Below are 25,146 nucleotides of genomic sequence, written 5' to 3' on the forward strand. Positions count from 1 at the left end.
GTCCGGGCCCTCGACACGCGTTGGTCGCCCCATCAGGCCCCGCCCATGGCCAGTACGGTGACGCCGTCGACCGTGGTGATCTCGACCGGGAAGTACGGCTCGACCGTGGACCGGAGGAACTCCAGATCGTCGACGAAGGGCAGCGGCAGCAGTTCGTCAGCCCTGATCCGGTCCTCGGTCCGGACCAGCTCCACCCGTCCGGCCACCCGCAGCGACTCCAGCAGGTACCCGCCGAGGTCCTCCGGGTTGAAGAAGCGCCACAGGTCGACGTTGACCACCCGGTCGAACCGGCGCTCGGCGTACGGGGTCATCAGGCCCATCAGGTGCGGGTTCCGCTCGCCCAGCGGGGCGTCGTAGTCGAAGGTCACCGCGTCCGGGCCGAGTCGCAGCTTGCTCGCCCCGAAGCCGACCAGCAGGCTGTCGCCGCCGTCGAGGCGGTCCAGCAGTGTCGACGGTAGGTCGGTCACCCGGCCGAGACCACGTTCCCGGCAGACGTCCAGGGCATCCTCGAACCAGGCGATCCGTCGGACCAGGGTGGCCCAGTTGCCGGGGTAGCCCAGCAGTTCCATGTCGTACCGGGGGTGTTTGGCCGCGATCGTGCGGTAGTTCTCGGCGAGCTGTGCCATCAGCACCGGCCACGCCCGCAGGTGGGGAACCGCGTAGCAGATCGCGTCGGTGCCGATGGCGAAGGTGTCCGCGGCCCGGCCGTACTGGTGGAAGATCCGGTAGAACAGTTCGTTGTCCTCGCCGCCCCAGGTCACCAGCGCCTCGTCGAAGCCGCCGATCGCCTCCAGGGTGGCCCGGTCCACCGAGGCGTTGTTGGTGTGCCCGTACAGCCAGGGCGCGCGCGGGAAGTCCCGGCGGTGATTCTCGGCCGCGAACAGATAGTCGCGGACATCCTCGCGGTAGTCGCCGAGCATCGTCTCGGTCGGGGTCCGGCCCGCCCGCAGCGCCCCGATCGCGGCCCAGTCGACCATCAGGCTGCGCCCCAGCAGCACACCGGGCCGCAGTGATCGTCCGGTGTGGAAGTCCAGGTGCCGGCGGAGCAGGTCGGGGTGGGGGCAGTGGTCGGCGTCGACGAAGACGACCACCTCGCCCCGGGCCGCTCGGATGCCACGGTTGCGGGCGACGGAACGGCCGCCGTTGCGCTCGTTGCGCAGATAGGTCAGGGGGAGGCGGCCCGCGTACGCGGAGACCACCGTTTCCAGTGAAGGTGTCGAGCCGTCGTCGACGACGATCACCTCGAACCGGTCGGCCGGCAGCGTCTGCCGGGTGAACCCGTCGAGGGTGAGATCGAGCAGGTGGCCGTGGTTGAGCACGGGGATCACCACGCTCAGCGGGAGCGGTGCGGCCGTACCACCGTGGTCACTCACCGGACACCTGCCGGCCGGTGTCGCGGGCCACCGTCAGCACCCGTTCGTTCGCCTCCGCCGTACCGACGGTGATCCGTACCCCCTGCTCGGGGTAGGGGCGGACCAGGATGCCGGCGCGCCGGCACCGGTCGGCGAACTCGAGCGCGGCCGGCCCGAGCGGCAGCCAGAGGAAGTTCGCCTCACTCGGCGCGACCGGCAGGCCCGCCGCCAGCAGCCCGTCACGCAGCCGGGTCCGGGCCACGACCAACTCGTCGCGCCGGGCGGCCAACTCCACCCCGGCCTCCTCGTCCAGGCAGGCCAGCGCCGCCGTCTGTCCCAGGCCGCCGGGGTAGAAGACGAGGCCGACCATCCGGGCCGCCGCCGCGACCCGGGGCGGCGCGACCGCGTACCCGACCCGGAGGGTGGCCAGGCCGTACGCCTTGGAGAAGGTCCGTAGCACGCAGACGTTGTCGCGGTCGCGATACAGGTCGAGGGCGTCGGGTACGTCCGGGTCGGTGACGAACTCCCGGTACGCCTCGTCGACGATCACCACCACCTCTGGCGGGATCCGGTCCAGGAACTCCTCGATCTCGGCCCGGCCGAGCACCGCCCCGGTCGGGTTGTTCGGGTTGCAGATCAGCACACACCGGGTCTGTTCGGTGACCGCGTCGGCCATCGCGCGCAGGTCGTGCCGGTAGCCGTCGAGCGGGACCGGCACCGGGCGGGCCCCGGCGTTCGCGACGATCAGCGGGTATCCCTCGAACGACAGCGCCGGATACACCACCTCCGGCCGGTCCGGCCCGAGCGACGCCACGATGTGCTGGCTGAGCCCGGCCGATCCGGGGCCGACCAGCACCTGCGCCGCCGGTACGCCCAACCGCGCGGCCAGCGCCGCGACGAGCGCGCCGGAGTTGTGGTCGGGATACCGGTTGAGCCGTTCCGCCCCCTCCCGCACCAGGCGCAGCACGCTCGGCAGCGGCGGGTAGGGCGTCTCGTTCATCGCCAGCTCCGCCACCGGCGCGGTCCGGGTCGACCCGTCCGCCACCCGGTTCGGCTCCACTGTGCTGGTCATGCTGTCGTACCACCGTTCGCCGGGGATTGCCCGTTGCCGGCGTACGCCCGCCGGTCACCGAGCAGTCCGAGTTGGTAGAGCCGGTCGACGGGGGTCAACCGGTGCGGGCTGACCCCGGCGAGGTTGCCGGTGGTGAGCCCGAGCAGACGGGGATTCGCGGCGGTGTGCCGCATCATCCGCCCGCCGACCAGCCGGGCGAGGCCGGTGGTGCTGGTCAGCATCCGGGCGGCGTGGTGGCTCACCGTCGCGGTGTGGTCGAGCCGCCGCAGCCGGGTCGCGTGGTAGTCGGCCAGTACCCGGTCCACCGTGCCGGTGTCGGTGCCACCGGTGGCGTCGAGGAGGTCGGCCAGTGCCTCGGCGTCCCCCAGGGAACTGTTCATGCCCTGGGCCGCCATCGGATGTACGGCGTGCGCCGCCTCGCCGACCAGGGCGAGGCCGGGTACGGCCAGTCGGGGTGCGCGGAGCCGGTAGACCGCGAGGATCTGCCGCTGACGCAGGTGTGCCCGGAGCGCGTCGGCGAGCGGGGCCAGCGCGGGCACCCCGGTCAGCACCCGGTCGCACCAGGCGGCGAGCGCGTCGGCGCCGAGGCCGCGTAGTTCGTCGCGCTGGATCTGGACGTAGAGCCGGCACCGGTCGCCCGGCAGCGGGTAGACCAGCCGTAGGCCGTGCGCGGCCCGGTAGGCGCTGACCTCGTCGGCGACCTGCACCCCGGGCAGGTCGAAGGCGACCAGCTTGTGGTCGTAGTCCCGGCGTATCCCGGGCAGGCCGGCCGAGCGGCGCAGTCGGGAGGAGAGCCCGTCGGCGGCGACCACGAGCCGCGCTTCGATCTCCACCGGTTCGCCGCCGTCGACCGCGCGTACGCCGGTGACCCGGCCGCTGGGGTCGCGCAGTGCCTCCTCGACCAGCACACCACGGCGTACCTCGACGGTCGGGCCGAGCGTGCCGGCGAGCGCGTGCAGTACGTTCGGATACCCGGTGCAGAGGATCTGCCGGTAGGCGCCGGGCAGCGCGTCGTAGTCCAGGCCGAGCAGGATCCGTCCGGCCGGGTCCCGGATCGCCAGGCGGCCCACCGGCACCGCCCCGCCGGTACGCAACGCCGGCAGGACGCCCCAGCGGTCCAGGATCCGGACCGACTCCGGTTGCAGCAGTTCGCCCTTTGCCACCTCGGCCGGCGCCGCCTGCCGATCCAGCACCAGCACGGACAGGCCCAGGGCGCCGAGTGCCCGGGCACTGGCCAGTCCGCCGACCCCGGCGCCGCAGACCACCACGTCGTAGCTCAACGCGCCGCCGCCTCGACCGCCGCCCGGTAACCGCCGAGCGCCCGCAGTGCCAGCGACTGGGCGATGGCTCCGTTCGGGTAGTACATGTAGTTGCGGATGTAGGCGCAGATCCGACTGGGGCGCCAGATGCCGTCGGGCTCCTGTGCGGCGACCAGCCAGCCGACGCCGCGCCGGATCACCTCGTCGTCGGCGGGGACCCCGGCGGCGAGCAGGGCGGACAGGGCCCACCCGGTCTCCTCGACCGAGGCGTCGTCGGCGGCGTCACCCGAACCCCACCCGCCGTCGGCGCGCTGGGCGCGGAGCAGCCATCCCTTGGCGCGAACCGCCACCGGGTCGGCGCGCAGACCGGCGTGGCAGAGGGCGTCGAGCACGATCGCCGTGCCGGTGGTGAAGTCGCGGTACCAGAGGTTGTGGAAGGAGCCGTCCGGCCGTTGCTGGGTGAGCAGCCAGCGGGCCGCCGCCGCGACCGGCGGGCTGTCGTGGGCGTGACCGGCCTCGCGCAGGGCGATGATGCCCTGGCTGGTGATGCCGGGGCAGGGGCCGTCGTTGGCCAGCTTGGTGTCGCGTACCCAGAGGCTCCACGAACCGCGCTGGTCCTGCCGGTCGAGCAACCAGGCCAGCCCGGAGCGGAGCACCGGGTCGGTGTCGTGGCCGGGCAGGCGCGCCAGCGCGGCGAGGATCTCCGCCGACTCCAGGGTGACCGGCCAGCCACGCGGGCCGGAGTAGCTCCAGCCGCCGGCCGGCACCCCGAGCACGGTGAACGGTTCGCGCTGCTGCCCACGGTGGAACAGGTCCCGGGTCGCGGTCAGCCGTCGGTCGTCGGCGTATCCGGCGGCGATCAGGCCGGTGGCGGCGAAGCCCGAGCGGGTCAGGTCGAGGTTGGAGACCGCGTCCCAGGCCCCGTCCGGGCGGACCGAGTCGCGCAGGAACCGGGTGATCGCGGCGACCAGGTGCGGGGCGAGGCCGGCGTGGGCCAGCCCCAGGCAGACCAGGGCCGCCGGCCACGGGTCCTCGCTGAGCACCCCGGTCCGACCCTCGTGCTGGTGGATCGCCTCCAGCAGGCGTAGCGCCGTGGGCTGGGCCAGCCGACGGGTGAGCCGGCGCAGCGGTCCCGGGGCCGGCAGGGTGCGGGTCTGCAGCAGCGCCATGCCGATGAACGGGGCGGTACGGAAGGAGATCCGCTGTCGCCGTACCTTGTCGAAGAGGACCAGTTCCAGCGGCAGCCGGCGCAGGTCGCCGGCCTCGGGCAGTTCGGCCAGGGCCAGGAACTGCTTGCACATGGCGGTCACCGCCAGGTCCTCGATCACCGCCACCCCGCCGAGTTCGGCCAGCCGGCGCCGGCCCGCGACGACCGCCTCGGCACTGCCGACCGGGGCGACGAGGTGCAGGGTGGCGGTGGCGATGACGGTGGGGACGAGGGCGCTCTCCGCGCCGGTGACCCCGCCCCAGCCGCCGTCCGGGCGTTGTTGTCGCCGGAGCCAGTCCGCGCCGGTCTTGATCAGTGCGCCGGACCCGCTCGGGTCTGCCGTGTGCAGGGCCGCGATCGCTCCGGCGGTGCCCAGGACCGACCCGGGGGGCGAGTCCCGGAACGCTCCGTCCGGGCGCTGCCGCCGGAACAGTTCCTCTGCGCCGACGGAGATGGCGCGGGAGACCTGGTCGATCTGGACCGAGCGCATGGGGCGACTTCCTTCAGCTGTGTTCGGGTAGGTGGGGCAGGGTGATCGCCGGGTGGCTGGCTGGTCCGAGTTCGTATCCGGCCCGCATCCGGGCCTGGCTCCACCCGGTGACGAGCAGGATCGCCACCGTCAGCAGCCCGGCGGGGGCGAGCCCGAAGCCGAGGGCGACCATCGCGCCGGCCAGTCCGATCCGTTCCAGGACGAGGAGTTCGTGGGCGCGCAGCGCGGTGCGTACCGGTAGGTCGCCACGGTGGGCGAGCAGGCTGACGAAGATCGCCGGCCCGGCCACGGCCAGCAGGGCGAGCAGCCAGAAATAGGGTGCCCGGCCCTCGGGGCGGATCACTTCGGCCGGCGCGGTCGCACCGCCGACCAGGGCGGCGACCAGGGTCAGGCCGTAGCAGCCGGTGGCGGTCCAGATCGCGGTCCGGTAGCCGTGGCGTACCGGCATGGTCTGGTATCCGCCGGCCCGGTCACCGTCGACGTCGCGCAGCGTCCCGACCAGGTTCGAGGCGGTGTCGTGGGCCCAGATCGCGACGACGAACGGGAGCAGTGCCCACAGGTACGGTCCGGGGTCCAGCAACGCGCCGTAGAGCAGGGCCAGCGCGCCGAGCAGGCCGCGGATCAGGTTGCCGGCCAGGCCGCGGGCCTTCAGGCCCCGGCTGTACGCGACGATGCCGGCTGCGGCGAGCAGGGCGACCAGCGTGGCGGGCCAACCCCCGAGTACGGTCAGCGCGCCGACCGCGACGAAGCACGCGATGCCGCAGCCGAGTGCCGTCTCGGGGCGGAGTCGACCCGAGGGGATCGGCCGGTGTGGTTTGCCGATCGCGTCCAACCGTCGGTCGAACCAGTCGCCGAGGTAGTGCCCGCCGATCCAGCCGATGGTCGGGGTGGCCCAGGCGGCCAGCAGTGCCCACCACTGGTGTTCTCCGCCGGTCAGGCCGGCGCCGGCGAGTCCGAGCAGGCCGACGTACCAGAGGGTGTACGGGCGCCAGGTCTGTACGTGTGCGACGAGTGCGTTTCGACCGTACCGGGAGGTCTTCGTCATGCCTGCTGTCACCATTGCCGCGCGGTGGCCCAGTGGGTGATGCCGGCGAGCACCGCGACACTGGGTGACGACTCCAGTGTGGAGAGCTGGTTTCGTGCCCGCCGGATGTGTTCGGCCACGTGTTCGGGCGCCCGCTCCAGCGCACCGGTCTCTTCCAGTAGACGGTGGAAGTCCTTGAGGGCGTCGGCGTCGGCCGTCCGGTGGTTGAGTGCCTCGACCAGGCGTCGGCGCTGGGCCCGGTTGCCGGCCTGGTACGCCAGTAGCACCGGCAGGGTGGTGCGGCCGTTGGCCAGGTCGTTGGTGGGGGACTTGCCCGCCACGACCGCCGGTGTGGTGTACGCCAGCAGGTCGTCGCGGATCTGGAAGGCGACTCCGAGGTGTTCGCCGTAGCTGGCCAACTGTTGGCAGTGGGCCGGTTCGGCACCGGCGAGGATGGCGCCGATCTCGCAGACGGCCCGGAACAGGGCGCCAGTCTTGAGCCGGATCATTTCCAGGTAGATGTCCACGTCGATGCCGGGGTCGCCGACGAGTTGCGCCTCCAGCACCTGTCCCCGACACAGATCGGTGCCGGCGCGGGCCAGTACGGCGATCGCGGTGCCGATCGCACTGTCCGACACCCCGGTGGCCCGACACTCGGTGATCGACTCGAAGGCGGTGAAGATGAGGGCGTCCCCGGCCACGATCGCGTCCGGCAGGCCGTACACCAGGGGGACCGCCGGGCGGCCCCGACGCATCTCGTCGGCGTCGATGATGTCGTCGTGCACCAGGGTCGCGACGTGGAGGTACTCCAGGCCGAGTGCGGCCGGCAGGATGTCCTCGGGTCGGCCGCCCACGGCGGCCGCCGACTCCAGCATCAATATCGGCCGGATCAGTTTTCCCGCCGGCAGCAGTGCGTAACGATGTATAGTCGACAACCGGTCGGCCGTGTCTGTTGTCGCTGGCCACCTGCGATCGAGTGCGTCACGTAGGAGTCGGGCCGCGCGACTGGACGTCAGGTCTTTCAGGAAGTCGCGGGGGTCTGTTCTGGCAATCGCGGTCATGGGCTCACGGTCCTTGCTGGCAGGATCGCGGGTGTGTCTCTTGTGGATCAATTGAATTACGGCGACCGTACCATCGCCTCCGCGCGGGGTAAAGAAGTTTCTCGATGGTGTAATCTTCGTGTCAAACCTGTCACAAGGGCGGTATCGCCGCTCAATTCACGGCCGCTCAGGGCAACTGCGAACGACCTTCCTGAAAGATCGCCTCTAGGGTGAAATCAGGCAAGATCCACACTCTCTGATCGAATCGGAATTTTCCCTGTTCGGGCTGCGGATCGACGTATCCGGACCGATGTCCCGGCCATTCGCTGATATTCGAACAGCGTGAATCCGCTGCCATCCTCCGCCTCCGCCTCCGCCTGCGGCGCTGCCGCCCAGGCCGACCCGCTGCTGATGGCCGACGCGATGCGCCGGACCGTGGCCGAGACCGAGGCGTGGCGGCTGTGGTTCGTGGACCACGACGGTGACCCGGCCAGATCATCGAGCCGGCGTCGGAGTGGGCGGTGCGGCAGTTTCTCCACCACCGACGGGTTCACCACGTCGCCTCGGCCGGCGCCGGATACTCCCAGGCCGCGGCGGGTGTGGCCGACCTCTACGCGGCTGCCGTGACGGGTCGACCCGAACCGGTCCGGGTCGACCGTGTCTTCTCGACGGGCTCGTCGCCCGCCGTCCGGGCGGCCGACGCCGTCTACCGGGGCCTCGTCCGCGTTCACCTGGAACCGCTGGTTCCGGCGGACCCACCTGGCCCACCTGCCGACGATGGTCAACCAGAGCGACGCCATCGGGTCCGCCCCTGGGCCGGTGCGGTCCCGTACCGCGCGGAGGTCGGGGGGTGGAGCCGGTGCGGTGGACCGACCCTCGTGCGGGACAATTTCCTCAACTATCCGACAGTTTTTCCGCACCTCAGAGTGGGGCCAGCCGACGATTTGACGACAGACGTCTACAGCGCCCCCGAAACCGAGGTGCGGACAGGTTTCATCGCCGGCCCGGAACGCTATCCACCCGAAACGGTTTCCGACCATCAGGAACGCCTCCGGTGCGTACTCGGCATCGCCCGTACCAGCCCGGACCTGCGCCTCGCCCGGATCGAAATGCTCGACGAACTCCACATCCCGCCGGACGTGTTCGACCCCGCGCTGGACGAGGTCGACTTTGGCGGCGAACAGCCTGCGGCCGCATAGCAGTGCGCGGTAACGCAGCAGAGGGTGGTTTAGCGCCGCCCCCATGCGGGGCGACACTGGAGGGCCGAGAATCCTCCATCGCTCACGCGGCACGCGTATCCCACGCAAATGTCCGCGGCCCGGCGCTCGTCCGGGATCGGCGCCGGCTCGATGCTGGCGGCGGCGTGGCTGGACCATCCCGGCGCGCGATGCCGGCGATACTGTGGGCGTGGAGTACGTGTCCAGAGTGCCGCGACCGCCGCTGGACGGGCTGATCGACGACCTTTACTACCTGGAGGGTGCGTCGCCGTACGCCTGGCTGACGCTGCCGCCCGCGCCGTCGGCGCTGCTCATCGTCAACCTCGGGGCGCCGTTCCGCATCCGCGGCGGCACTGACATCGAGACGGCCGAGTACGCCGACGGCTGTGTGGTCACCATGCCCACCCGCGCGTGGCAGTTCGGCTACCCACTCCGGACCCGGTCAGTCGGCGTGCACTTCAAGCCGTGGGGGCTGGCGCCATTCCTGCCGATGCCCGCGGCCGAGCTGTGTGACCGGCCGGTGACGGTAGAGCAGGTTTGGGGCGGACCCGCCATTGCTGAGCTGCGAGACCGGCTGGCCACGGCGGACGGAGCGCACGAGATGCTGACGCTGCTCGAGGAGGAGCTGATGCGACGGCTGTGCGAGACCGCCGGCCTGGGGCTGGTCCGCCATACGAGCAGCGTCATCGCGGCGACCAGCAAGGGCGTGGCGATCGGCGACCTGAGCGTGGCAGCCGGTGTCAGCAGCACTCATCTGGCACAGCGGTTCAAGGAGCTCATCGGCGTCACGCCGAAGCGGCTGGCCCGCACCTACCGCTTCACCGCCACCGTGTTCGCGATCAACCCCGCCGGACCGATCGACTGGGGCGACCTCGCCTATGACGCAGGCTACTTCGACCAGGCCCACTTCAGCCACGAGTTCCGGGCGTTCACCGGGCTCACGCCGACCCGGTACGTCGAAGTCCGGCGGCGGTTCCTGCGCGAACATCCCGGCCACGCGATGGACGGCTGGCCGCTGCCGGCCGATTGATTTCTTACAAGAGCGACAGCTCACGACACGCTAATTTGGGGGCATCCCAAAGCAGAGGAGAGCCCCGTGGGCAAGGTGGTCATGTACAGCTCGGTGTCGGTGGACGGCTTCGTCGCGGACGAGAACGACCAGCCCGGACCGCTGTTCGACTGGTTGTCCCGCGGTGACGTCCCGTTGGACGAGAGCGGCGTGTTGAAGGTGTCGCAGGCGTCCTACGACTACACCCGGTCGTACTGGGACCAGATCGGGGCGACAATCGCCGGCCGCCACGTCTTCGACATGACGGACGGCTGGGACGGGAAGCCTCCGAGCGGGATCGACCACGTGGTCGTCGTGACCCACCGGGGCAGGCCCGAGGGCTGGGACCCCGAGGCGCCGTTTCACTTCGTCGACGGCGTCGAGGCAGCCGTGGCCAAGGCGCAGGAGCTTGCGGGTGACCGCGTGGTCGAGGTCGCCGCTGGCGACGTCGGTGGCCAGGTGCTTGCCGCGGGCCTGGTCGACGAGGTGCGCATGGACGTCGTACCCGTCGTGTTCGGGTCCGGCAAGCGCTACTTCGGGTCGGTCGACGCGCAGCACCTGTTGGAGGATCCTGACGTGGTGATTCAGGGCAACCGGGTGCTTCACCTGCGCTATCGGGTGCGCCGTTGACCGATCTGAGCGGGTACGCGAAGAAGTCCACTGCGAACGGTGACACAAGATCGGGCCTCCGGCTGCGTTTGCGCATCGCTGTCCCTGGTCGGGCAGCCGACGCCGATCCGCCCCAGCGCCTCACCTGCGGCAAGTTCAACTCAAGATCACTGGTTGCCGGTTTCCGTCGTATCTTTGGCCGACCCCAGGAAGAGCGGCTGATCACGGTGACGTACTTGTCCCCGTGGCTCCCGCGTGGCGGCACCGCCTCGCCGCGCTCCGCGCCGGATGTCCGACCGGTCCAGGCTGACCGGCCGGGACACCGTCAGTCGAATCGTCGGGCTCGGCCGACCGGTGCTGTCAGCGCCGGCGGGCCAGTTCGGCCAGGTCCGTGACCAGCTGGGCGAAGCCGGGGCTGCCGAGGTGCTGGCGCTGCATCGCCCCCGCCCGCCACCGGAAACCCGGATCGCCGAGCACCCGCTCGCAGGCCCCGACCAATCCCGCCTCGGTCAGCTCGGCCACGTCGAGCCGTTCACCCAGCCCCAGTTCGGCGATCCGGTCGGCGTTCGCGGGTTGGTCGGCGAAGACCGGCAGCGCCACCATCGGCACGCCGGCAGCCACCGCTTCGTGGGTGGCGTTGAATCCGGCGTGGGTCACGAAGAGGTCGACCGTGGGGAGCAGGGTGCGCTGCGCGACGAACGGCGTCAGTTGGACGTTCGGCGGTGGGGGGCCGACCACCTCGGCCAGCCCGGTCTGGCCGCCGAGCGTCACCACCGAGTGGCAGGGGAGCGCGCCGAGCGCCGCCACCAGCGGTGGGAGCAGTTCCGCCATCCCGGGCAGGGTCAGCACCAGCGAACCGAGGCTCGCCAGGATCACCGGCCGGTCCGCTGGCAGCGCCGCGACGACCGGGTCGAGGGGTACGTCCTCGGGTGGCGTCGGAGATCGGTAGTAGCGCCCGGACGGCAGCCTCAGCTCGGGCGGGTACCACGCCCGGGGCACCAGCCCGGCGCGCAGATGACGGTGCGGGTGCAGCGGCTGACGGACCGGGGTGAGACCGAGGGCCTCCCGCTGCGCGTCCAGTGTGTCGATCACCAGCGGCAGCTCCCGGGTGGCGTACGGGGAGATGTCGAGCGTGACGTGCGGGATGCCGAGCACCTCGGCGACGAGGTAGCCGCCGTACTCGGCGGGTTCGCGCACGATCACGTCCGGGTGCCAGTCGCGGGCCACTTCGAGCAGGTCACGGGCGAAGCGCAGGGCGATCGGCCCGGCGTACGCCCGCGCGATCTGTTCGGCCGCGATCGGGTCGACGGTGCGCCGGCCGGGCAGCATCAGCCGTTGCGGCAGGCCGAACTCCTCGGCCAGCCGGGGATCGTGGCGCAGCTGTTCCTGGCCGGCGACGTTCGGCAGTGGCAGGTGCGGTACGCCGTGCCGGGCCAGCTCGTCCGCCATCGAGTCGGCGGTGGCTACTGCGGCCTGGTGCCCGAGGGCCTGTGCGGTCTGGGCCAACGGCACCAGCGCCGGCACCAGATGCGAGTAGATCGGTTGGCTGGTCACGAGGATGCGCACGAGACGGGATGCTTTCCCGCGACCCGCTGTGCCGTCAAGGTTCCACCGCGGGCGTCGAGGTTCCACCGCGGGCGTCGAGGTTCCACCGCGAATGGGCGTCCATATTGGACGCGTTGGCTCTGGCGGGTGATCGGGAGCCGTGGAATGATTCGTCGATCGGACGGTGACGTGTTGTCGAGGCCGGAGGGCGAACATGTCGGTTTCAACCGGGACCACCCTCGACGTCAGGCCGATCTCGGGAGCGCTGGGCGCGGAGATCCACGGCGTCGACCTGACCAACCTGACCGACGAACTCTTCGCCGAACTGCACCGCCTCCTGCTGCGACACCAGGTCATCTTCGTGGTCGGACAGACCGGCCTGACTCCCGAGGCGCACGTCGCCTTCGGACGCCGGTTCGGCGAGGTGGAGCTGCACCCGTACCTGCCCCGGCTCGAGGGCACTCCGGAGATCGTCGTGATCGATTCGGAGAGCGGCGGCAAGGTCGACGTGTGGCACACCGACATGACCTTCCACCAGAGTCCGCCGATCGCCTCCATCCTGCACCTGGTGAAGACTCCCAGCGTGGGCGGCGACACGATGTGGACCAACCAGTGCCTGGTCTACGAGCAGCTTTCCGCGCCGATCCGGCAGCTCCTCGACGGGCTGACCGCGATCCACGTGATCAGGATCGGCAACGAGTTCACCAGCCGGGCCGAACACCCCGTCGTACGGACACACCCCGAGACCGGGCGCCGCTCGCTGTACGTCAACCGCCTCTTCACCTCACACATCCCGCAGCTGAGCCGCAACGAGAGCGACGCGCTGTTGCAGTACCTCTTCGAGTTCTCCGAGGGGCCGCAGTTCACCTGCCGCTACCGTTGGCGGGCCGGGGACGTGGCGGTCTGGGACAACCGGGTCACTCAGCACTACGCGGTGAACGACTACGTCGAGCCCCGTCGTGGCCAGCGGGTCACCATCCTCGGCGACCACCCCGAGGGCGAGCCGCCCCGGTGGGAGCACTACCAGGCGGCTCCCGGCCAGCGCTACTGGCCGGCGCGGGTGAACGCGGTCGAGAACTACTGATCGGGCGGAGCGAGGTTCAGCGGCGGGCGGTCGGGCCGGGTGCGGGCATCACGTACAGGTCCAGCACGTCGGGGAGCGGGGCGACGCCGGGACCGCCGGCACGTACCCAGGCGGCGATGTCGTCCACCGCGCTGTCGTCGAGGACGAAGCCGAACCAGACCGGGCGGGCGCCGGCCGCGCGACCCGCCCCGGACGGGTGGACCACCACCACGTTCGACCGTTCGCAGGCGTCGAGGCAGTCATCGGTGATCCGTACCCGGTGGTCGGTGCCGACCAGGGCCCGGAGCTGGTCGACCTGCCCGGCGTGGTCGACATCGGGGTGCTTGCGGGTGGAGCCGCAGCAGCAGCCCCGGCAGACGGTCAACGCGCAGCCCGTCGGTGCCGCCCACCGGCGTTGGTCGGAGCGTACGGGAACGGGGTCGGATGGGTGGCGCACCCGATCATCCTGACATCCGCTCGAGGCCGCGCGCGGCGAGGCCCGTACCGGCGCCGCCTTTCCGGGTGATGAACCGTCGTAGCGATCTTGGCTGGAGCGGCCCGGGATGCGAGGCTGGTCCGGTGAAGCGTGGAGCGATGTCGTGACCGGCCAGCTACTTGCGGTGAGTGATCTTCACGTGGGCTACCCGGAGAACCGCCGGATAGCCACCGAACTGCGACCCGGGTCCGACGACGACTGGTTGATCGTGGCCGGCGACGTCGGCGAGATGGCGGCCGACATCGAGTCCACCCTGACCATGCTGGCCGACCGGTTCGCCAAGGTGATCTGGGCGCCCGGCAACCACGAGCTGTGGACACCGGCCGGGGACCCGCTCCAGCTCCGGGGCGAGGAGCGCTACCAACATCTGGTACGGATGTGCCGCGCGATCGGCGTGGTCACCCCGGAGGACGAGTACCCGGTCTGGAACGGCGTCGGCGGACCGGCCATCGTCGCGCCGCTCTTCCTGCTCTACGACTACTCGTTCCGGATGCCCGGACTCGACACCAAGGAAGCGTCGCTGGCCCGGGCGTACGAGACCGGCGTGGTCTGTACGGACGAGTTCGTGCTGCACCCCGACCCGTACCCGAGCCGGGAGCAGTGGTGCTGGGCCAGAGTGGAGCGGACCGAGCGCCGCCTCGCCGCCTGCGACCCGGACCTGCCCACCGTTCTGGTCAACCACTATCCGCTGGTCCGGGAGCCGACCGACATCCTGCGCTATCCGGAGTTCGCCCAGTGGTGCGGTACGGACCGGACCGCCGACTGGCACCTGCGGTTCCGGGCCGCCGTGGCGGTCTACGGCCACCTGCACATTCCCCGGACCACCTGGCACGACGGGGTCCGGTTCGAGGAGGTCTCGCTCGGCTATCCGCGCGAGTGGCGGCAGCGGGGGCAACCTCCACGGGTGCCGCGCCCGGTCCTCACCGCCGTGGGGGTGGACCGGTGATCGAGCGGCTGCTGCCCTCTTCGGTCAGCGCGGTGGAGGCCTTCGACGACCAGCTGCCCGCTCTGCTCTTTCCGGAGGAGGAGGCGCTGGTCACGAACGCGGTGGAGAAGCGGCGACGGGAGTTCGCGACCGCCCGCCGCTGCGCCCGGGAGGCGATGGCCGGGCTGGGTCTGGCGCCGGTGGCGCTGCTGCCCGGTCCGAACCGGGAGCCTCGCTGGCCGGACGGGGTGGTCGGCAGCATCACCCACTGCGACGGGTACCGGGCCGCGGCGGTGGCCAGGAACACCGAACTGCTGACCCTGGGTGTCGACGCCGAGCCGAACCAGCCGCTGCCGTCCGGGGTGCGTGAGTCGATCGCGCTGTCGCGGGAGCTGGTCCAGTTGGCCGAACTGACCACGGCCGAACCCTCGGTCCACTGGGACCGGTTGCTCTTCTGCGCCAAGGAGGCGGTCTACAAGGCCTGGTTCCCGCTCGCCCGCCGGTGGCTGGACTTCCACGAGGCCCGGGTCGAGATCGAACCGTACGCCGGCACCTTCACCGCGACCCTGCTGGTTCCGGGTCCGGTGGTCGACGGCACGCCGATCAGCGGGTTCACCGGCCGTTGGCTGGCCGACCGGGGTCTGCTGCTCGCCGTCATCGCCCTGCCCGTCACCCGTACGTAGGGTCGCCGAGCAACGAGGGCAACTCGGTCAGGTCGTCGACCACGTACTCCGGTCGGACCGGGTCGGGGTCGTCCCGGTAACCGGCCGAGCCGGGTACCAGGGCATTGGTCACCAGCACCGGCCGCATGCCGGCGATGATCGCGCCCGAGTGTTCCCGACTCCCGCCGTCGCCGACGAACCAGCAGGCACCCGGCGGTACGTCCAGCCGGGCGGCGGCGGTGGCGTAGAGCCGGGGATCCGGCTTGCGGTAGCCCTCCTGCCAGGAGAAGACCGCCGCGTCGAGGTAACCGGCGTACGGAGTGTCGCCCCATCGTTCGCAGAGCTCACTCGCGCAATCGCTGAGCAGTGCGAGGCGGAAACCCCGTTTCCGGAGGTCGTCGAGGACGTCGAAGACCCCGACCCGGGGACGCCGGACCCGTTCGGCACCGCCGTGCTGGACCCGTACCGCCAGTCGGAGCCGTTCCTCGTCGGGTTCCGCGCCGCACTCGCGGGCGATCGTCCGCAGCGTGGCGGCGGTTCCGCCGTACCGTCCGGTGGCCCGTGCGCCGAAGCTGTCGCTCATCCGGCGCCAGAACACTTCGGCCGGCACGCCCAGGGCGGCGGCCGTTTCGGCGAACGCCACCCGCCGTTCCGCCTCGACGGCCGGATCGGTGAGAGTGCCGAAGAAGTCGAAGACGACGGCGCGCATCGGGCCATGCTGGATCCCGACCCGGTTGTCGGTCAAGCGACGCCAGGTGCGACTGCCGGTGCGGTCAGACACTGCTCTCATCGGAGGTGGCGGCGGCGGGCAGGTCGTCGCGGGTGAAAATGACGACCTCCGCGTACGACTTGATCAGCGCTCGGGTGGCGATCGAGGCCGCCGATGGTGTCGCCGAACACGATGGGGTGTCCAGTCGGTTTCCCGACAGACAAGGTCGACTTCGTCCAATGAGAGTTGCGCACTCGACTGACCGGCCGCTCTTGGCGCTGCTATAGCGAATACCCGGCGACAAGGTGACATTGTGTGCCGGGGTCACCGGCCCCGGATTGCAGTCGGAAACGGACCATTGGCATTGCCTTGCAACGGCAGGATTGCCTGGTCAACGCGGCGACGATCAGGATGCGAGGACGATCCCCGCAGGCGTGCACAGGGCGCGCTCGTCGGGTTTCGGTCTCTGACCGTTACGCCGCGTACGCCGGTCAGGAGCTTGCGGCGCTCCGCGTTCCTCTTCCGGCGGACCGGGAGGGTGTTTCCGGTGGTGCACATTGCCGCACGAGCTTCCGAGCCCGGCTCACCGAGAGAGGGTAGGCCGGGCCCGACTCACCGAAGGCGATCGATATCCGAGGGGAGATGCCTGGGACGGAGGACTCCCGCACTATCGACTGCCCCCTGAGCTGCCCGCTCAGTGGTTGTTGTACGCCTCGACCACGGAAGCCGGAATCCGACCGCGCTCGGAAACGTCGTAGCCGTTCTTGGAGGCCCATTCCCGGATGGCCTTGTTCTGGTCCCGGTCGCTGCGGGTGGGGGCACCACCGCTGCGACGGGTCGGGCGACGGCTTTCGACGCCACCGCGTCCCACGCGCGTACCAGCGGCGATGTACGGGTCGAGCACCTTGCGGAGCTTGCCCGCGTTCTCTTCGGACAGATCAATGGTGTAGCTGACTCCGTCGAGCCCGAACTCGACCGTGCGGTCGGCTTGGCCGCCGTCGAGGTCATCGGTCAGGACGGTGATTACCTTTTTAGCCATGGTTGATCACTCCACGTGAACAATGGGGTTCCAGGTGATGAGTTTGACTCATCAATCACTGATTTTGCAACGTTCCCCTCATTGTCCGAGTGGCGTGGCCGCCGCCGGCGCCCCGGAAACTCGCCCCACCGGCATAAGAGCCGCCACCGGCACCCTCCCGGTTCGGTGCGGGCCGGCGGTGGCCGGTACGGTGGGAAGTTCCGATGTGGTTACTAAGCCGGGGCGGTCCAATTCTGGTTTGTGGCCCCGGTGCAGCTTCGGATCTGCCATGGGGTGCCGCCGGTGGCGGTTTGTGCCGGTGGCGTCGAGGCGCTTGTTCACCTGCGCATTGGCAAGGCTCGCGGCCGTCTGTGTCGGTCCACCTCCGGGCGCCTGAGCCGTTGCCGGTGTAGTGCCGCACTCGTGCCCCCAACGCGGTGGACCCGCCGCTGATGTCGGGGCATTCGCGGAGTGCGCGTACGGTACCGCCGGCGCCGGGTCCACGGGTTGCGCTGTTGTTCCCTTGCGGCCGTACAACTGCACCGCCGTGCCGTCGGCGGAGTCGGCGCTGGCGATGTCGGTGCAATTTCCGCCGAGGCCGGTGATCGGCCGGGTCGGCCCGTCGGTCGCGAGCTGGTTGGTCCGGTCCCTGGTTCACCTTCGCCTTCAGGTTCTTGGTGAATTCCGGGGAGTCGGAGGCGTTCCACCCAGCCCGTGGCGTTCCAGTGCGACGAGGGGTAGCTCGCGTGACAGGTCGCTCATTCTGTGTGGTCACGTGGTCCGAGTTGGCGCCTGCGCGGCGTACCTCTGTTGATGGCACAGAATCTCCCGTTCCGCGAGCGGTTTTCTCGCCGGAGGTGGGCGCCGCGCGCCTGATGCGCCGGACGGTTGCCGCCCGCACGGCGCCCACGGGTCGCGGCCGGGCTGGGGCTCGCCGTGCTGGTCGGCCGGGGTGTGATGCCCCCGGGCGTCGGAAATTGATCCGTCGAGCGGGTCTGTGGCATCGATGGGGATGAAGCGGCAGCTCGGCCGTACAGCCAACTGCAAGGTTTGTTTAGAAATTCTGGTTGTTACCCGAACGTGATTGACGTGGCCCGCGTCACTCCGGTTGACTCGGGCCGGAACCGCTTCCGCAACCGGTTCCGAACCAGCCGTTAACCGTCCTGACACGAAGGGCACCCACGTGCCGATCACCATTGCCGACGTCGCGGCCCGGGCCGGGGTCAGTAAGACCACTGTGTCGCGGGTGCTGAACGGCAAGGGTGAGCTGGACGTACAGACGGCGGCGCGGGTGCGCCGGGTGATCGAGGAACTGGGATACGTGCCGAGCGCGCGGGCGGTAGGCCTGGCCCGGGGTCGTACCCGGGTGGTCGGCATGCTGGTCCCCTCGCTCACCTGGCCCTGGATGGGCGAGGTGCTCCAGGGGGCGGTCGACGTGGTGGAGACCGAGGGCTACGGCCTGCTGCTCTTCACCTGCAACCGGGGCGAGGAGTCGATGCGCCAGTTCGCCTCCCAGGTCTCGGCGAAGTCGTTCGACGGACTGCTGGTGATCGAGCCCGAGGGAACCCTCGACTACATCACCGACCTGCACGCGCGGGGCCTGCCGGTGGTGCTGATCGACGACCGGGGCCACCAGCCGCTCTTCCCGTCGGTCACCACCACCAACCGCAGCGGTGGTGCCGAGGCCGCCCGCCACCTGCTGGAACTCGGCCGACGTCGGCCCCTGGTCATCACCGGCATCGAACCCTTCGGCTGCACCCAGGAACGGCTGGCCGGGTTCGGTGACGTCTACGCCGAGGCGGGCTCGCCATTGGACCCGAGGCTCGTGGTGGAGGGGGACTTCACCTTCGATCGGGGTCGGGCGGTGGTCAAGCAGTTGATGGCCGACGGGCTGGAGTTCGACGCCGTCTTCGCGCACAACGACCTCTCGGCGGCCGGTGCTCTGCTGGCCATCCGCGAGTCGGGCCGTCGGGTGCCGGAGGACGTCGCGCTGGTCGGCTTCGACGACATCCCGTACGCCTCGCACACCGATCCGCCACTGACCACGGTGCATCAGCCGATGCGCCAGATGGGCGAGGCCGCGGCGCGGATGCTGCTGGCGCACTTCGACGGCACGCCGCTGCCCGACGCCCCGCACGTTCTGCCCACCACGCTGATCATTCGAGCCTCGACCATGGTCCCCGCCTGACCCGTACGTCACCCCGACCGGTCCCACCCCCGACCGCTCCGCCCCACCACCGGAACCACCCCGACCGGCTACCCCCTACCCCTGACCTAGGACAGCGCCACCCGTCTGCCCGATTGTGAGAGCGCTCTACCGATCGAGTGGACCCTTGTCAGCCCATCTCCCGACCATCCCGAAGACCACCCTCACCACCACGACACAGGGAGGAATACATGCACGTCAGACGGACTCTCGCGCTAGCGCTCGCCAGCGTGACGGCGCTCGGGGCGCTCGCCGCCTGCGGCGACAGCCCGAACGCCAACAGGGACGGGAACAACGCCCCGTCCGTGCTGAACATCGGCATGCCCAACGGACCGCAGACCGAGAACCACAACCCGTTCCTGAGCTCCGCGTCCGCCGCGTCGCTCGGCTACCGGTGGATGATCTACGAGCCGCTGATCATGGATAACCTGATCCGCCCCTCCGACGCGGGCAAGCCGTGGCTGGCCACCAAGGCGGAGTGGACCAACGGCTACAAGACCCTGGCGCTGACCATCCGGGACGGCGTCAAGTGGTCCGACGGCAAGCCGTTCAGCGCCGAGGACGTGGTGTTCACCTTCGACCTGATCAAGAAGACCGAGGCGTTGAATATCAACGCTCTGCCGCTGCTGGAGATCACGAGCAGCGGTAGCACGGTCACGATCAACTTCGGCGCACCGCAGTTCGTGAACCAGCACAAGATCCTCACCACCATCCCGATGGTGCCCAAGCACATCTGGTCCACGATCGCGGACCCGGCGACCGACATCAACAAGAACCCCGTCGGCACCGGCCCGTACACCCTGAAGTCGTTCACCCCGCAGACCACCACCCTGACCGTGCGGGACAACTACTGGCAGGACCTGCCGAAGGTCAAGGAACTGCGCTACACGTCGTACAACGACAACAACGCGCAGACCACCGCCCTGGCCAACGGCGAGTCGGAGTGGAGCTTCGTCTTCATCCCCAACTACAAGACCGTCTACGTCGACAAGAACCCCCAGTTCAACAAGGTCTGGCCGGCATCCGTACTCGGCATCCACGGCCTGTACATCAACACCACGAAGAAGCCGTTCGACAACGCGGCGCTGCGCCGCGCGATGAACATGGTGATCAACCGCAACGACATCTTCGTCCAGGCCGAGGCGGCCTACTTCCACCCCGAAGTGACCTCCGTGACCGGCATTCCGCTGCCGGCCGGTGAGTCGTTCATCGCGCCCGAGTACAAGGGCCAGATGCACAAGGTCGACGTCGAGGGTGCCAAGGCGCTGCTCGCCCAGAACGGCTTCAAGCTCGAGGGCAACGTGCTCAAGGACCCGAGCGGCAAGCCGGTCACGTTGAACCTGAGCGACCCTGCCGGCTGGTCCGACTACATCACCAGCCTGGAGATCGTGAAGGACAACCTCTCCCAGATCGGCATCGCCGCGACGGTGGAGAAGGCCAACCAGGACGCCTGGTTCACCTCGGTCGAGGAGGGCAACTTCGAGGCCAGCTTCCGCTGGACCAACGGTGGTGCCACGCCGTACGACATCTACCAGACCATCATGGACGGCCGGCTGCTCAAGCCGATCGGCACCGCGTCGCCGCAGGGCAACTTCGGCCGCTTCAACAACCCGGAGGCGACCGCGGCACTGGAGGCGTACGCCAGCGCGCCTGACGACGCCGCCCGTACCACCGCGATGAACACGCTCCAGAAGATCTTCGTCGAGCAGATGCCGATGATCCCCGTCGGCGCGGACAACGCCGGTGGCGCCTACGTCACGAAGAACTGGGTGGGCTGGCCGGACGACCAGAACCCGTACGCCCCGGCCCAGCCGACCCAGCCGAACGCGGTTGACGTCGTGCTCCACCTCAAGCCCGCTTCCTGATCCACCCGCGTCGCCTTCCGGGTGTGCCGTAACAGGCCACCCGGGAGGCGACGCCACCGCGCGGGAAGGCAGCGCCGCGCGGGGATCAGCTCTCTTCGACAGGAGCTCCGGCATGACCTTGAGCGAGCCCTCCGCCCCTCCGCTGACCGAGGTGGTGCTGGAGGCCGAAAGCCTGACCAAACATTTTCCGGTCCGACGGCGGGTCCGGGACCTCCTCTCCCGCGAGCGGCGGGTGGTGCACGCGGTCGACGACGTGAACCTGGTCCTGCGGCGGGGCCGGGTGACGGCCCTCGTCGGCGAGTCCGGCTCGGGCAAGTCGACGGTGGCGCGGCTGCTGGCCCAGCTCTACCGGCGTACCTCCGGCGACATCCGGCTCCACGGCGAGTCGACCACCGTACGCGGCGGCCGGCGGTTCCGGGCGTACGCCCGCCGGGTGCAGCTCACCTTCCAGGACCCGTTCGCCTCACTGAACCCGGTCCACACCGTCCGCTACCACCTCACCCGGTCGTTGCGTATCCACGGCCACGGCGGCAGGACCGCCGCCGAACTGGAGCGCGCCCTGCACGACCTGCTCGGGCGGGTGTCGCTCACCCCAGCCGAGCGCTACATCGACAAGTTCCCGCACGAACTCTCCGGTGGCCAGCGGCAGCGGGTGGCGATCGCCCGCGCGCTCGGCGCCGACCCGGAGGTGCTCCTCGCCGACGAACCGGTCTCGATGCTCGACGTCTCGATCCGGCTCGGTGTGCTGAACCTGCTGCGTGACCTCAAGGAACGACTGAACCTGGCCATCCTCTACATCACCCACGACATCGCCTCGGCCCGGTACTTCGCCGACGACACCCTGGTCATGTACGCGGGACGGATGGTCGAGGGTGGCGACAGCGAGACGGTCACCCAACGGCCGGCGCACCCGTACACCCGGTTGTTGATTGCCTCGGCCCCCGATCCGGACCGCATCCAGGGCTCGCCCACCGACGCCGCCGCGGCCACCCCGGAGGACCGGGGTGGCGGCGAGCCGCCCAGTCTCATCGACCCGCCGCCCGGGTGCCGGTTCCATCCCCGCTGCCCGAACGCGATGCCGCGCTGCCTGACCGCGCTGCCGCCCCGGCTCGCGGTGCAGGGGGAGCCGGGACACTGGGCCTCCTGCTGGCTCTACGACCCGGAGAACACCGAGACGCCGGGCTCCGCCGCCCGCGAGGTAGGGGCGGTGGCCTCGTGAAGTTCCTGCTGCAACGGATCGCGTTCTACCTGTTCACCGCCTGGGCCGCGATCACCATCAACTTCTTCATCCCCCGGATGATCCCCGGTGACCCGGTCCAGTCGCTGATCTCCCGCTACCAGGGCCAGATCAGCACCCAGGCCATGCAGTCGCTCTACGTGCTCTTCGGCCTGGACAAGGAGAAGAGCCTCTGGCAGGAGTACGTCGAGTACTGGGGCCAACTCTTCCGTGGTGACCTGGGCCTGTCGTTCACGTTCTTCCCCGCCCCGGTCTCCCAGGTGCTCTCCGACAGCCTGCCCTGGACCCTCGCCCTCGTCGGCATCACCACCGTGATCAGCTTCTTCACCGGCACCGCGCTCGGTGTGGTCGCCGGGTGGCGGCGGGGCTCCTGGATCGACGGGCTGCTCCCGGCGACCACGTTCCTCTCCTCCATCCCGTACTTCTGGCTCGGTCTCATCTCGATCGCCCTGCTGGCCGGCCCGGGGAGCTTCTTCCCCTCCTCCGGCGGGTACGAGCCCGGCCTGGTGCCGGCGTTCGACCAGTACTTCATCGGCAGCGCGATCCAGCACAGCCTGCTGCCGGCGTTCACCATCCTGATCTCGTCGGTCTCCGGCTGGATCCTCAGCATGCGCAACATGATGGTCACCGTCGCGGCGGAGGACTACATCACGGTGGCGCACGCCAAGGGACTCTCCGAGCGGCGGGTCGCGGTCAGCTACGCCGCCCGCAACGCGCTGCTGCCGAACGTCTCCGGGTTCGCGTTGTCGCTCGGCTTCATCGTCGGCGGCACCCTGCTGGTCGAGATCGTCTTCTCCTATCCCGGCCTCGGGTTCCAGCTCTTCCAGGCGGTCGGCGCCAAGGACTACCCGCTGATGCAGGGCATCTTCCTGATCATCACGCTCTCCGTGCTGCTGGCGAACCTGCTGGCGGACCTGGCGTACCTGGCCCTGGACCCCCGAACCCGCAAGGAGGGCTGAGCGATGGCCATCCCCACCAGCAGCATCGACGCTGTCATTCCTTCCGGGCCGGTGGCCGAAACCGCGCCGCCGGCCGCCGCCCGCCGCCGCCGTCTGCGGTTCGTGGCCAATCCCAAGGCCGCGACCGGGCTGGTCATCCTGGGCATCTTCCTGCTGATCGCGGTGATCGGCCCGTGGATCGCCCCGTACGACCCGTCGGCCCGCGGCGCGGACCTGGTCGCGCCCCCCTCCGGTGCGCACTGGTTCGGCACCACCCACCTCGGGCAGGACATCTTCAGTCAGGTGCTGGTCGGCACCCGGGGCGTCATCTTCGTCGGATTCCTGGCCGGCGCGGTCGCGACCGTGCTCTCGGTGCTGATCGGGGTCACCGCCGGATACCTCGGTGGAGCCGCCGACGAGAGCCTCTCCGCGCTGTCGAACGTCTTCCTGGTGATCCCGGCACTGCCGCTGGTCATCATCCTCGCGTCGACCATCCAGTCCGCCGGTGACCTGGTCGTCGCCCTCGTCATCGGCTTCACCTCGTGGGCCTGGGGAGCGCGGGTGCTGCGCGCCCAGACGCTGTCGCTGAGACGACGCGACTATGTGGAGGCGGCCCGTGCCAGCGGAGAGAGCACCTGGCGGATCGTGCTCTTCGAGATCCTGCCGAACCTGACCGCGATCATCGCCTCGAACTTCGTCGGCACGGTCATCTTCGCCGTGATGTCCGAGATCACCCTGGCGTTCATCGGCATCTCGACCATCTCCGAGTGGAACTGGGGCACGATCCTGTTCTGGGCGCAGAGCCAGCAGGCGCTGGCCCAGGGCGCCTGGTGGTGGTTCGTCCCGGCAGGGCTCGCGATCGCCCTGCTCGGCACCGCACTGTCGCTGGTCAACTTCGGCATCGACGAGTTCGTCAGCCCCCGGTTGCGCAGCAGCGGCAAGGCGAAGGTGCGTACCGCCGACGGCCGGGTGGTCCGGATGCGGGTCGGGTTCACCCCGGTGCTGGCCTCGCCGTCGTCGACCCCACCGCCGGTGCCCGAGGGCGCCGCTGTGCTGACCAACGCCGAGGGAAAGGCGGCCGGGCGATGACGCGACCCGTGCTGGAAATCAAGAACCTGAACGTCGACTACGGCCTCGGTGACCAGGCCGTACGAGCGGTCCGGGACGTCAACCTCACCCTGCACCGGGGCGAGGTGCTCGGCCTTGCGGGGGAGAGCGGCAGCGGCAAGTCCACCCTGGCGTACGGGGTGACCCGGCTGCTTCCACCACCCGGTGCGATCAGCGGCGGCTCGGTGATCTATCACCCGCCGAGCGGCGAACCGATCGACATCATGGCGCTCAGCCCGGCGCAACTGCGCAGGTTCCGCTGGGCCGAGACCTCGATCGTGTTCCAGGGAGCGATGAACTCGCTCAACCCGGTGCACAAGGTCTCGACCCAACTGCTCGACGTCCTGGCCGCACACGAGCCGACGATGAGCGCCGCCGCCCGGCTGGCCCGCGCCCGTGAGCTGCTCAAGCTTGTCGGCATCTCGGCCGACCGGCTGGAGAGCTACCCGCACCAGCTCTCCGGTGGCATGCGTCAACGGGTCATGATCGGCATGGCGCTCGCCCTGGAACCGCAGATCGTCATCATGGACGAGCCGACCACCGCGCTCGACGTGGTGATGCAGCGGCAGATCCTCGGACAACTCGTCGAGCTGCGGGAACGGCTCGGCTTCTCGGTGCTGTTCATCACCCACGACCTGTCGCTGCTGGTCGAGTTCTCCGACCGGATCGCGATCATGTACGGGGGGCGGATCGTCGAGGAGGCGCCCGCCGCCGCGCTCTACCGCGACTCGCTGCATCCGTACAGCGAGGGGTTGCTGAACTCGTTCCCGGCGCTGCGCGGCCCGCGCCGGGAGCTGAGCGGCATCCCCGGTTCGCCGCCGGACCTGCGCGGCATGCCGACCGGCTGCTCGTTTCACCCGCGCTGCCCGAAGGCGTTCGATCCGTGCGGCACGGAGATCCCGGTGCTGGGCGTGCCGAAGGAGGGTACGGCCGTGGACCGGACCGTGGCCTGCTGGCTGCACCCGGTCCGGTGACAGCCCGGACCGGTCGCGGCGCGCGCGGGCCACCACCGGTCGCCGCCGACCGACCCGACACCAGTTCCCACACCCGATCAGGA

23 protein-coding genes are annotated in these 25,146 nt (G+C 70.1%); 12 read left to right on the forward strand and 11 right to left on the reverse strand.

Going from position 1 to position 25,146, the window contains the following annotated elements; genetic code table 11:
- Nucleotides 1–32: 32 nt before the first annotated feature.
- The 7 genes from BDK92_RS33745 to BDK92_RS39405 all read right to left on the reverse strand — a co-directional run bounded on the left by BDK92_RS33745 (nt 33) and on the right by BDK92_RS39405 (nt 7,998).
- Nucleotides 33–1,373: a glycosyltransferase family 2 protein gene (locus BDK92_RS33745; RefSeq protein ID WP_121160377.1), complete on the reverse strand. Its 1,341-nt coding sequence runs from the start codon at nt 1,371–1,373 to the stop codon at nt 33–35.
- A complete protein-coding gene (locus tag BDK92_RS33750; RefSeq protein WP_246017400.1) occupies nt 1,366–2,424 on the reverse strand; it encodes a histidinol-phosphate transaminase in 1,059 nt (352 codons plus the stop codon). The genes BDK92_RS33745 and BDK92_RS33750 overlap by 8 nt, the downstream gene beginning before the upstream one ends.
- On the reverse strand, nt 2,421–3,704 hold the full coding sequence (locus BDK92_RS33755) for an FAD-dependent oxidoreductase (RefSeq protein ID WP_121160378.1): 1,284 nt from the start codon (nt 3,702–3,704) through the stop codon (nt 2,421–2,423). Before BDK92_RS33755 ends, BDK92_RS33750 begins: the two co-directional genes overlap by 4 nt.
- Nucleotides 3,701–5,380 (reverse strand): prenyltransferase/squalene oxidase repeat-containing protein, encoded by a 1,680-nt coding sequence (locus BDK92_RS33760; protein WP_121160379.1) that lies wholly within the window; start codon nt 5,378–5,380, stop codon nt 3,701–3,703. Before BDK92_RS33760 ends, BDK92_RS33755 begins: the two co-directional genes overlap by 4 nt.
- Before the next feature lie 13 nt (nt 5,381–5,393).
- Nucleotides 5,394–6,425 carry a UbiA family prenyltransferase gene (locus tag BDK92_RS33765; RefSeq protein WP_121160380.1) on the reverse strand — a complete coding sequence of 344 codons (1,032 nt, stop codon included), beginning with the start codon at nt 6,423–6,425 and terminating at the stop codon, nt 5,394–5,396.
- Nucleotides 6,426–6,433: 8 nt separating this feature from the next.
- Complete coding sequence (locus BDK92_RS33770) at nt 6,434–7,339, reverse strand: polyprenyl synthetase family protein (RefSeq protein WP_246017401.1); 906 nt, start codon at nt 7,337–7,339, stop codon at nt 6,434–6,436.
- 341 nt (nt 7,340–7,680) lie between these two features.
- Nucleotides 7,681–7,998, reverse strand: a complete 318-nt coding sequence (locus BDK92_RS39405) for a hypothetical protein (RefSeq protein WP_170208789.1) — start codon at nt 7,996–7,998, stop codon at nt 7,681–7,683.
- Nucleotides 7,999–8,322: 324 nt separating this feature from the next.
- On the opposite strand from BDK92_RS39405, the gene BDK92_RS38650 reads away from it, so the two are divergent.
- The 3 genes from BDK92_RS38650 (at nt 8,323) to BDK92_RS33785 (ending at nt 10,339) form a co-directional block, all read left to right on the forward strand.
- Nucleotides 8,323–8,643 (forward strand): hypothetical protein, encoded by a 321-nt coding sequence (locus tag BDK92_RS38650; protein WP_147457206.1) that lies wholly within the window; start codon nt 8,323–8,325, stop codon nt 8,641–8,643.
- Between the two features lie 208 nt (nt 8,644–8,851).
- On the forward strand, nt 8,852–9,691 hold the full coding sequence (locus BDK92_RS33780) for a helix-turn-helix domain-containing protein (RefSeq protein WP_246017402.1): 840 nt from the start codon (nt 8,852–8,854) through the stop codon (nt 9,689–9,691).
- A 66-nt stretch (nt 9,692–9,757) separates the two neighbouring features.
- A complete protein-coding gene (locus tag BDK92_RS33785; protein ID WP_121160384.1) occupies nt 9,758–10,339 on the forward strand; it encodes a dihydrofolate reductase family protein in 582 nt (193 codons plus the stop codon).
- A 339-nt stretch (nt 10,340–10,678) separates the two neighbouring features.
- Here the strand turns inward: BDK92_RS33785 and BDK92_RS33790 are convergent, their stop codons facing one another.
- Nucleotides 10,679–11,884: a glycosyltransferase gene (locus BDK92_RS33790; RefSeq protein WP_121160385.1), complete on the reverse strand. Its 1,206-nt coding sequence runs from the start codon at nt 11,882–11,884 to the stop codon at nt 10,679–10,681.
- A 193-nt stretch (nt 11,885–12,077) separates the two neighbouring features.
- Here BDK92_RS33790 and BDK92_RS33795 point away from each other — a divergent pair, with 193 nt between their 5' ends.
- The gene (locus tag BDK92_RS33795; RefSeq protein WP_121160386.1) at nt 12,078–12,947 is read left to right on the forward strand and encodes a TauD/TfdA dioxygenase family protein; all 870 of its coding nucleotides are present in this window, start codon (nt 12,078–12,080) and stop codon (nt 12,945–12,947) included.
- A 16-nt stretch (nt 12,948–12,963) separates the two neighbouring features.
- Here the strand turns inward: BDK92_RS33795 and BDK92_RS33800 are convergent, their stop codons facing one another.
- Entirely contained in the window at nt 12,964–13,383 is a 420-nt protein-coding gene (locus tag BDK92_RS33800) for a hypothetical protein (RefSeq protein WP_425462281.1), read from the reverse strand.
- Between the two features lie 142 nt (nt 13,384–13,525).
- On the opposite strand from BDK92_RS33800, the gene BDK92_RS33805 reads away from it, so the two are divergent.
- Both BDK92_RS33805 and BDK92_RS33810 read left to right on the forward strand, forming a co-directional pair.
- A complete protein-coding gene (locus BDK92_RS33805; RefSeq protein WP_121160388.1) occupies nt 13,526–14,368 on the forward strand; it encodes a metallophosphoesterase family protein in 843 nt (280 codons plus the stop codon).
- Nucleotides 14,365–15,030: a 4'-phosphopantetheinyl transferase family protein gene (locus tag BDK92_RS33810; protein ID WP_121160389.1), complete on the forward strand. Its 666-nt coding sequence runs from the start codon at nt 14,365–14,367 to the stop codon at nt 15,028–15,030. The genes BDK92_RS33805 and BDK92_RS33810 overlap by 4 nt, the downstream gene beginning before the upstream one ends.
- On the opposite strand, the gene BDK92_RS33815 is transcribed toward BDK92_RS33810, so the two are convergent.
- Nucleotides 15,017–15,718 (reverse strand): HAD family hydrolase, encoded by a 702-nt coding sequence (locus BDK92_RS33815; protein ID WP_121162825.1) that lies wholly within the window; start codon nt 15,716–15,718, stop codon nt 15,017–15,019. The genes BDK92_RS33810 and BDK92_RS33815 overlap by 14 nt on opposite strands.
- A 694-nt stretch (nt 15,719–16,412) precedes the next feature.
- Entirely contained in the window at nt 16,413–16,757 is a 345-nt protein-coding gene (locus BDK92_RS33820) for a histone-like nucleoid-structuring protein Lsr2 (RefSeq protein ID WP_121160390.1), read from the reverse strand.
- Nucleotides 16,758–17,919: 1,162 nt separating this feature from the next.
- Here BDK92_RS33820 and BDK92_RS33825 point away from each other — a divergent pair.
- The 6 genes from BDK92_RS33825 to BDK92_RS33850 all read left to right on the forward strand — a co-directional run bounded on the left by BDK92_RS33825 (nt 17,920) and on the right by BDK92_RS33850 (nt 25,063).
- Nucleotides 17,920–18,924, forward strand: a complete 1,005-nt coding sequence (locus tag BDK92_RS33825) for a LacI family DNA-binding transcriptional regulator (RefSeq protein ID WP_121160391.1) — start codon at nt 17,920–17,922, stop codon at nt 18,922–18,924.
- A 209-nt stretch (nt 18,925–19,133) separates the two neighbouring features.
- Nucleotides 19,134–20,807, forward strand: a complete 1,674-nt coding sequence (locus BDK92_RS33830) for an ABC transporter substrate-binding protein (protein ID WP_121160392.1) — start codon at nt 19,134–19,136, stop codon at nt 20,805–20,807.
- Between the two features lie 112 nt (nt 20,808–20,919).
- On the forward strand, nt 20,920–22,026 hold the full coding sequence (locus BDK92_RS41350; RefSeq protein ID WP_121160393.1) for an ABC transporter ATP-binding protein: 1,107 nt from the start codon (nt 20,920–20,922) through the stop codon (nt 22,024–22,026).
- The gene (locus BDK92_RS33840; RefSeq protein ID WP_121160394.1) at nt 22,023–23,003 is read left to right on the forward strand and encodes an ABC transporter permease; all 981 of its coding nucleotides are present in this window, start codon (nt 22,023–22,025) and stop codon (nt 23,001–23,003) included. Before BDK92_RS41350 ends, BDK92_RS33840 begins: the two co-directional genes overlap by 4 nt.
- Before the next feature lie 3 nt (nt 23,004–23,006).
- Nucleotides 23,007–24,071, forward strand: a complete 1,065-nt coding sequence (locus BDK92_RS33845; protein ID WP_121160395.1) for an ABC transporter permease — start codon at nt 23,007–23,009, stop codon at nt 24,069–24,071.
- Nucleotides 24,068–25,063: an ABC transporter ATP-binding protein gene (locus tag BDK92_RS33850; protein WP_121160396.1), complete on the forward strand. Its 996-nt coding sequence runs from the start codon at nt 24,068–24,070 to the stop codon at nt 25,061–25,063. Before BDK92_RS33845 ends, BDK92_RS33850 begins: the two co-directional genes overlap by 4 nt.
- The last annotated feature ends 83 nt before the right edge of the window (nt 25,064–25,146 follow it).

Origin of the sequence: Micromonospora pisi, assembly GCF_003633685.1 — a bacterium.
Classification (GTDB): domain Bacteria; phylum Actinomycetota; class Actinomycetes; order Mycobacteriales; family Micromonosporaceae; genus Micromonospora_G; species Micromonospora_G pisi.

Bases quoted from the DNA above. Each gene is read 5' to 3' on its own strand.
- BDK92_RS33750 (WP_246017400.1), bottom strand. From the start codon at position 2,424: ATGACCAGCACAGTGGAGCCGAACCGGGTGGCGGACGGGTCGACCCGG.
- BDK92_RS33760 (WP_121160379.1), bottom strand. From the start codon at position 5,380: ATGCGCTCGGTCCAGATCGACCAGGTCTCCCGCGCCATCTCCGTCGGC.
- BDK92_RS33765 (WP_121160380.1), bottom strand. From the start codon at position 6,425: ATGACGAAGACCTCCCGGTACGGTCGAAACGCACTCGTCGCACACGTA.
- BDK92_RS33795 (WP_121160386.1), top strand. From the start codon at position 12,078: ATGTCGGTTTCAACCGGGACCACCCTCGACGTCAGGCCGATCTCGGGA.
- BDK92_RS33815 (WP_121162825.1), bottom strand. From the start codon at position 15,718: ATGCGCGCCGTCGTCTTCGACTTCTTCGGCACTCTCACCGATCCGGCC.
- BDK92_RS33820 (WP_121160390.1), bottom strand. From the start codon at position 16,757: ATGGCTAAAAAGGTAATCACCGTCCTGACCGATGACCTCGACGGCGGC.
- BDK92_RS33830 (WP_121160392.1), top strand. From the start codon at position 19,134: ATGCACGTCAGACGGACTCTCGCGCTAGCGCTCGCCAGCGTGACGGCG.
- BDK92_RS41350 (WP_121160393.1), top strand. From the start codon at position 20,920: ATGACCTTGAGCGAGCCCTCCGCCCCTCCGCTGACCGAGGTGGTGCTG.
- BDK92_RS33845 (WP_121160395.1), top strand. From the start codon at position 23,007: ATGGCCATCCCCACCAGCAGCATCGACGCTGTCATTCCTTCCGGGCCG.
- BDK92_RS33850 (WP_121160396.1), top strand. From the start codon at position 24,068: ATGACGCGACCCGTGCTGGAAATCAAGAACCTGAACGTCGACTACGGC.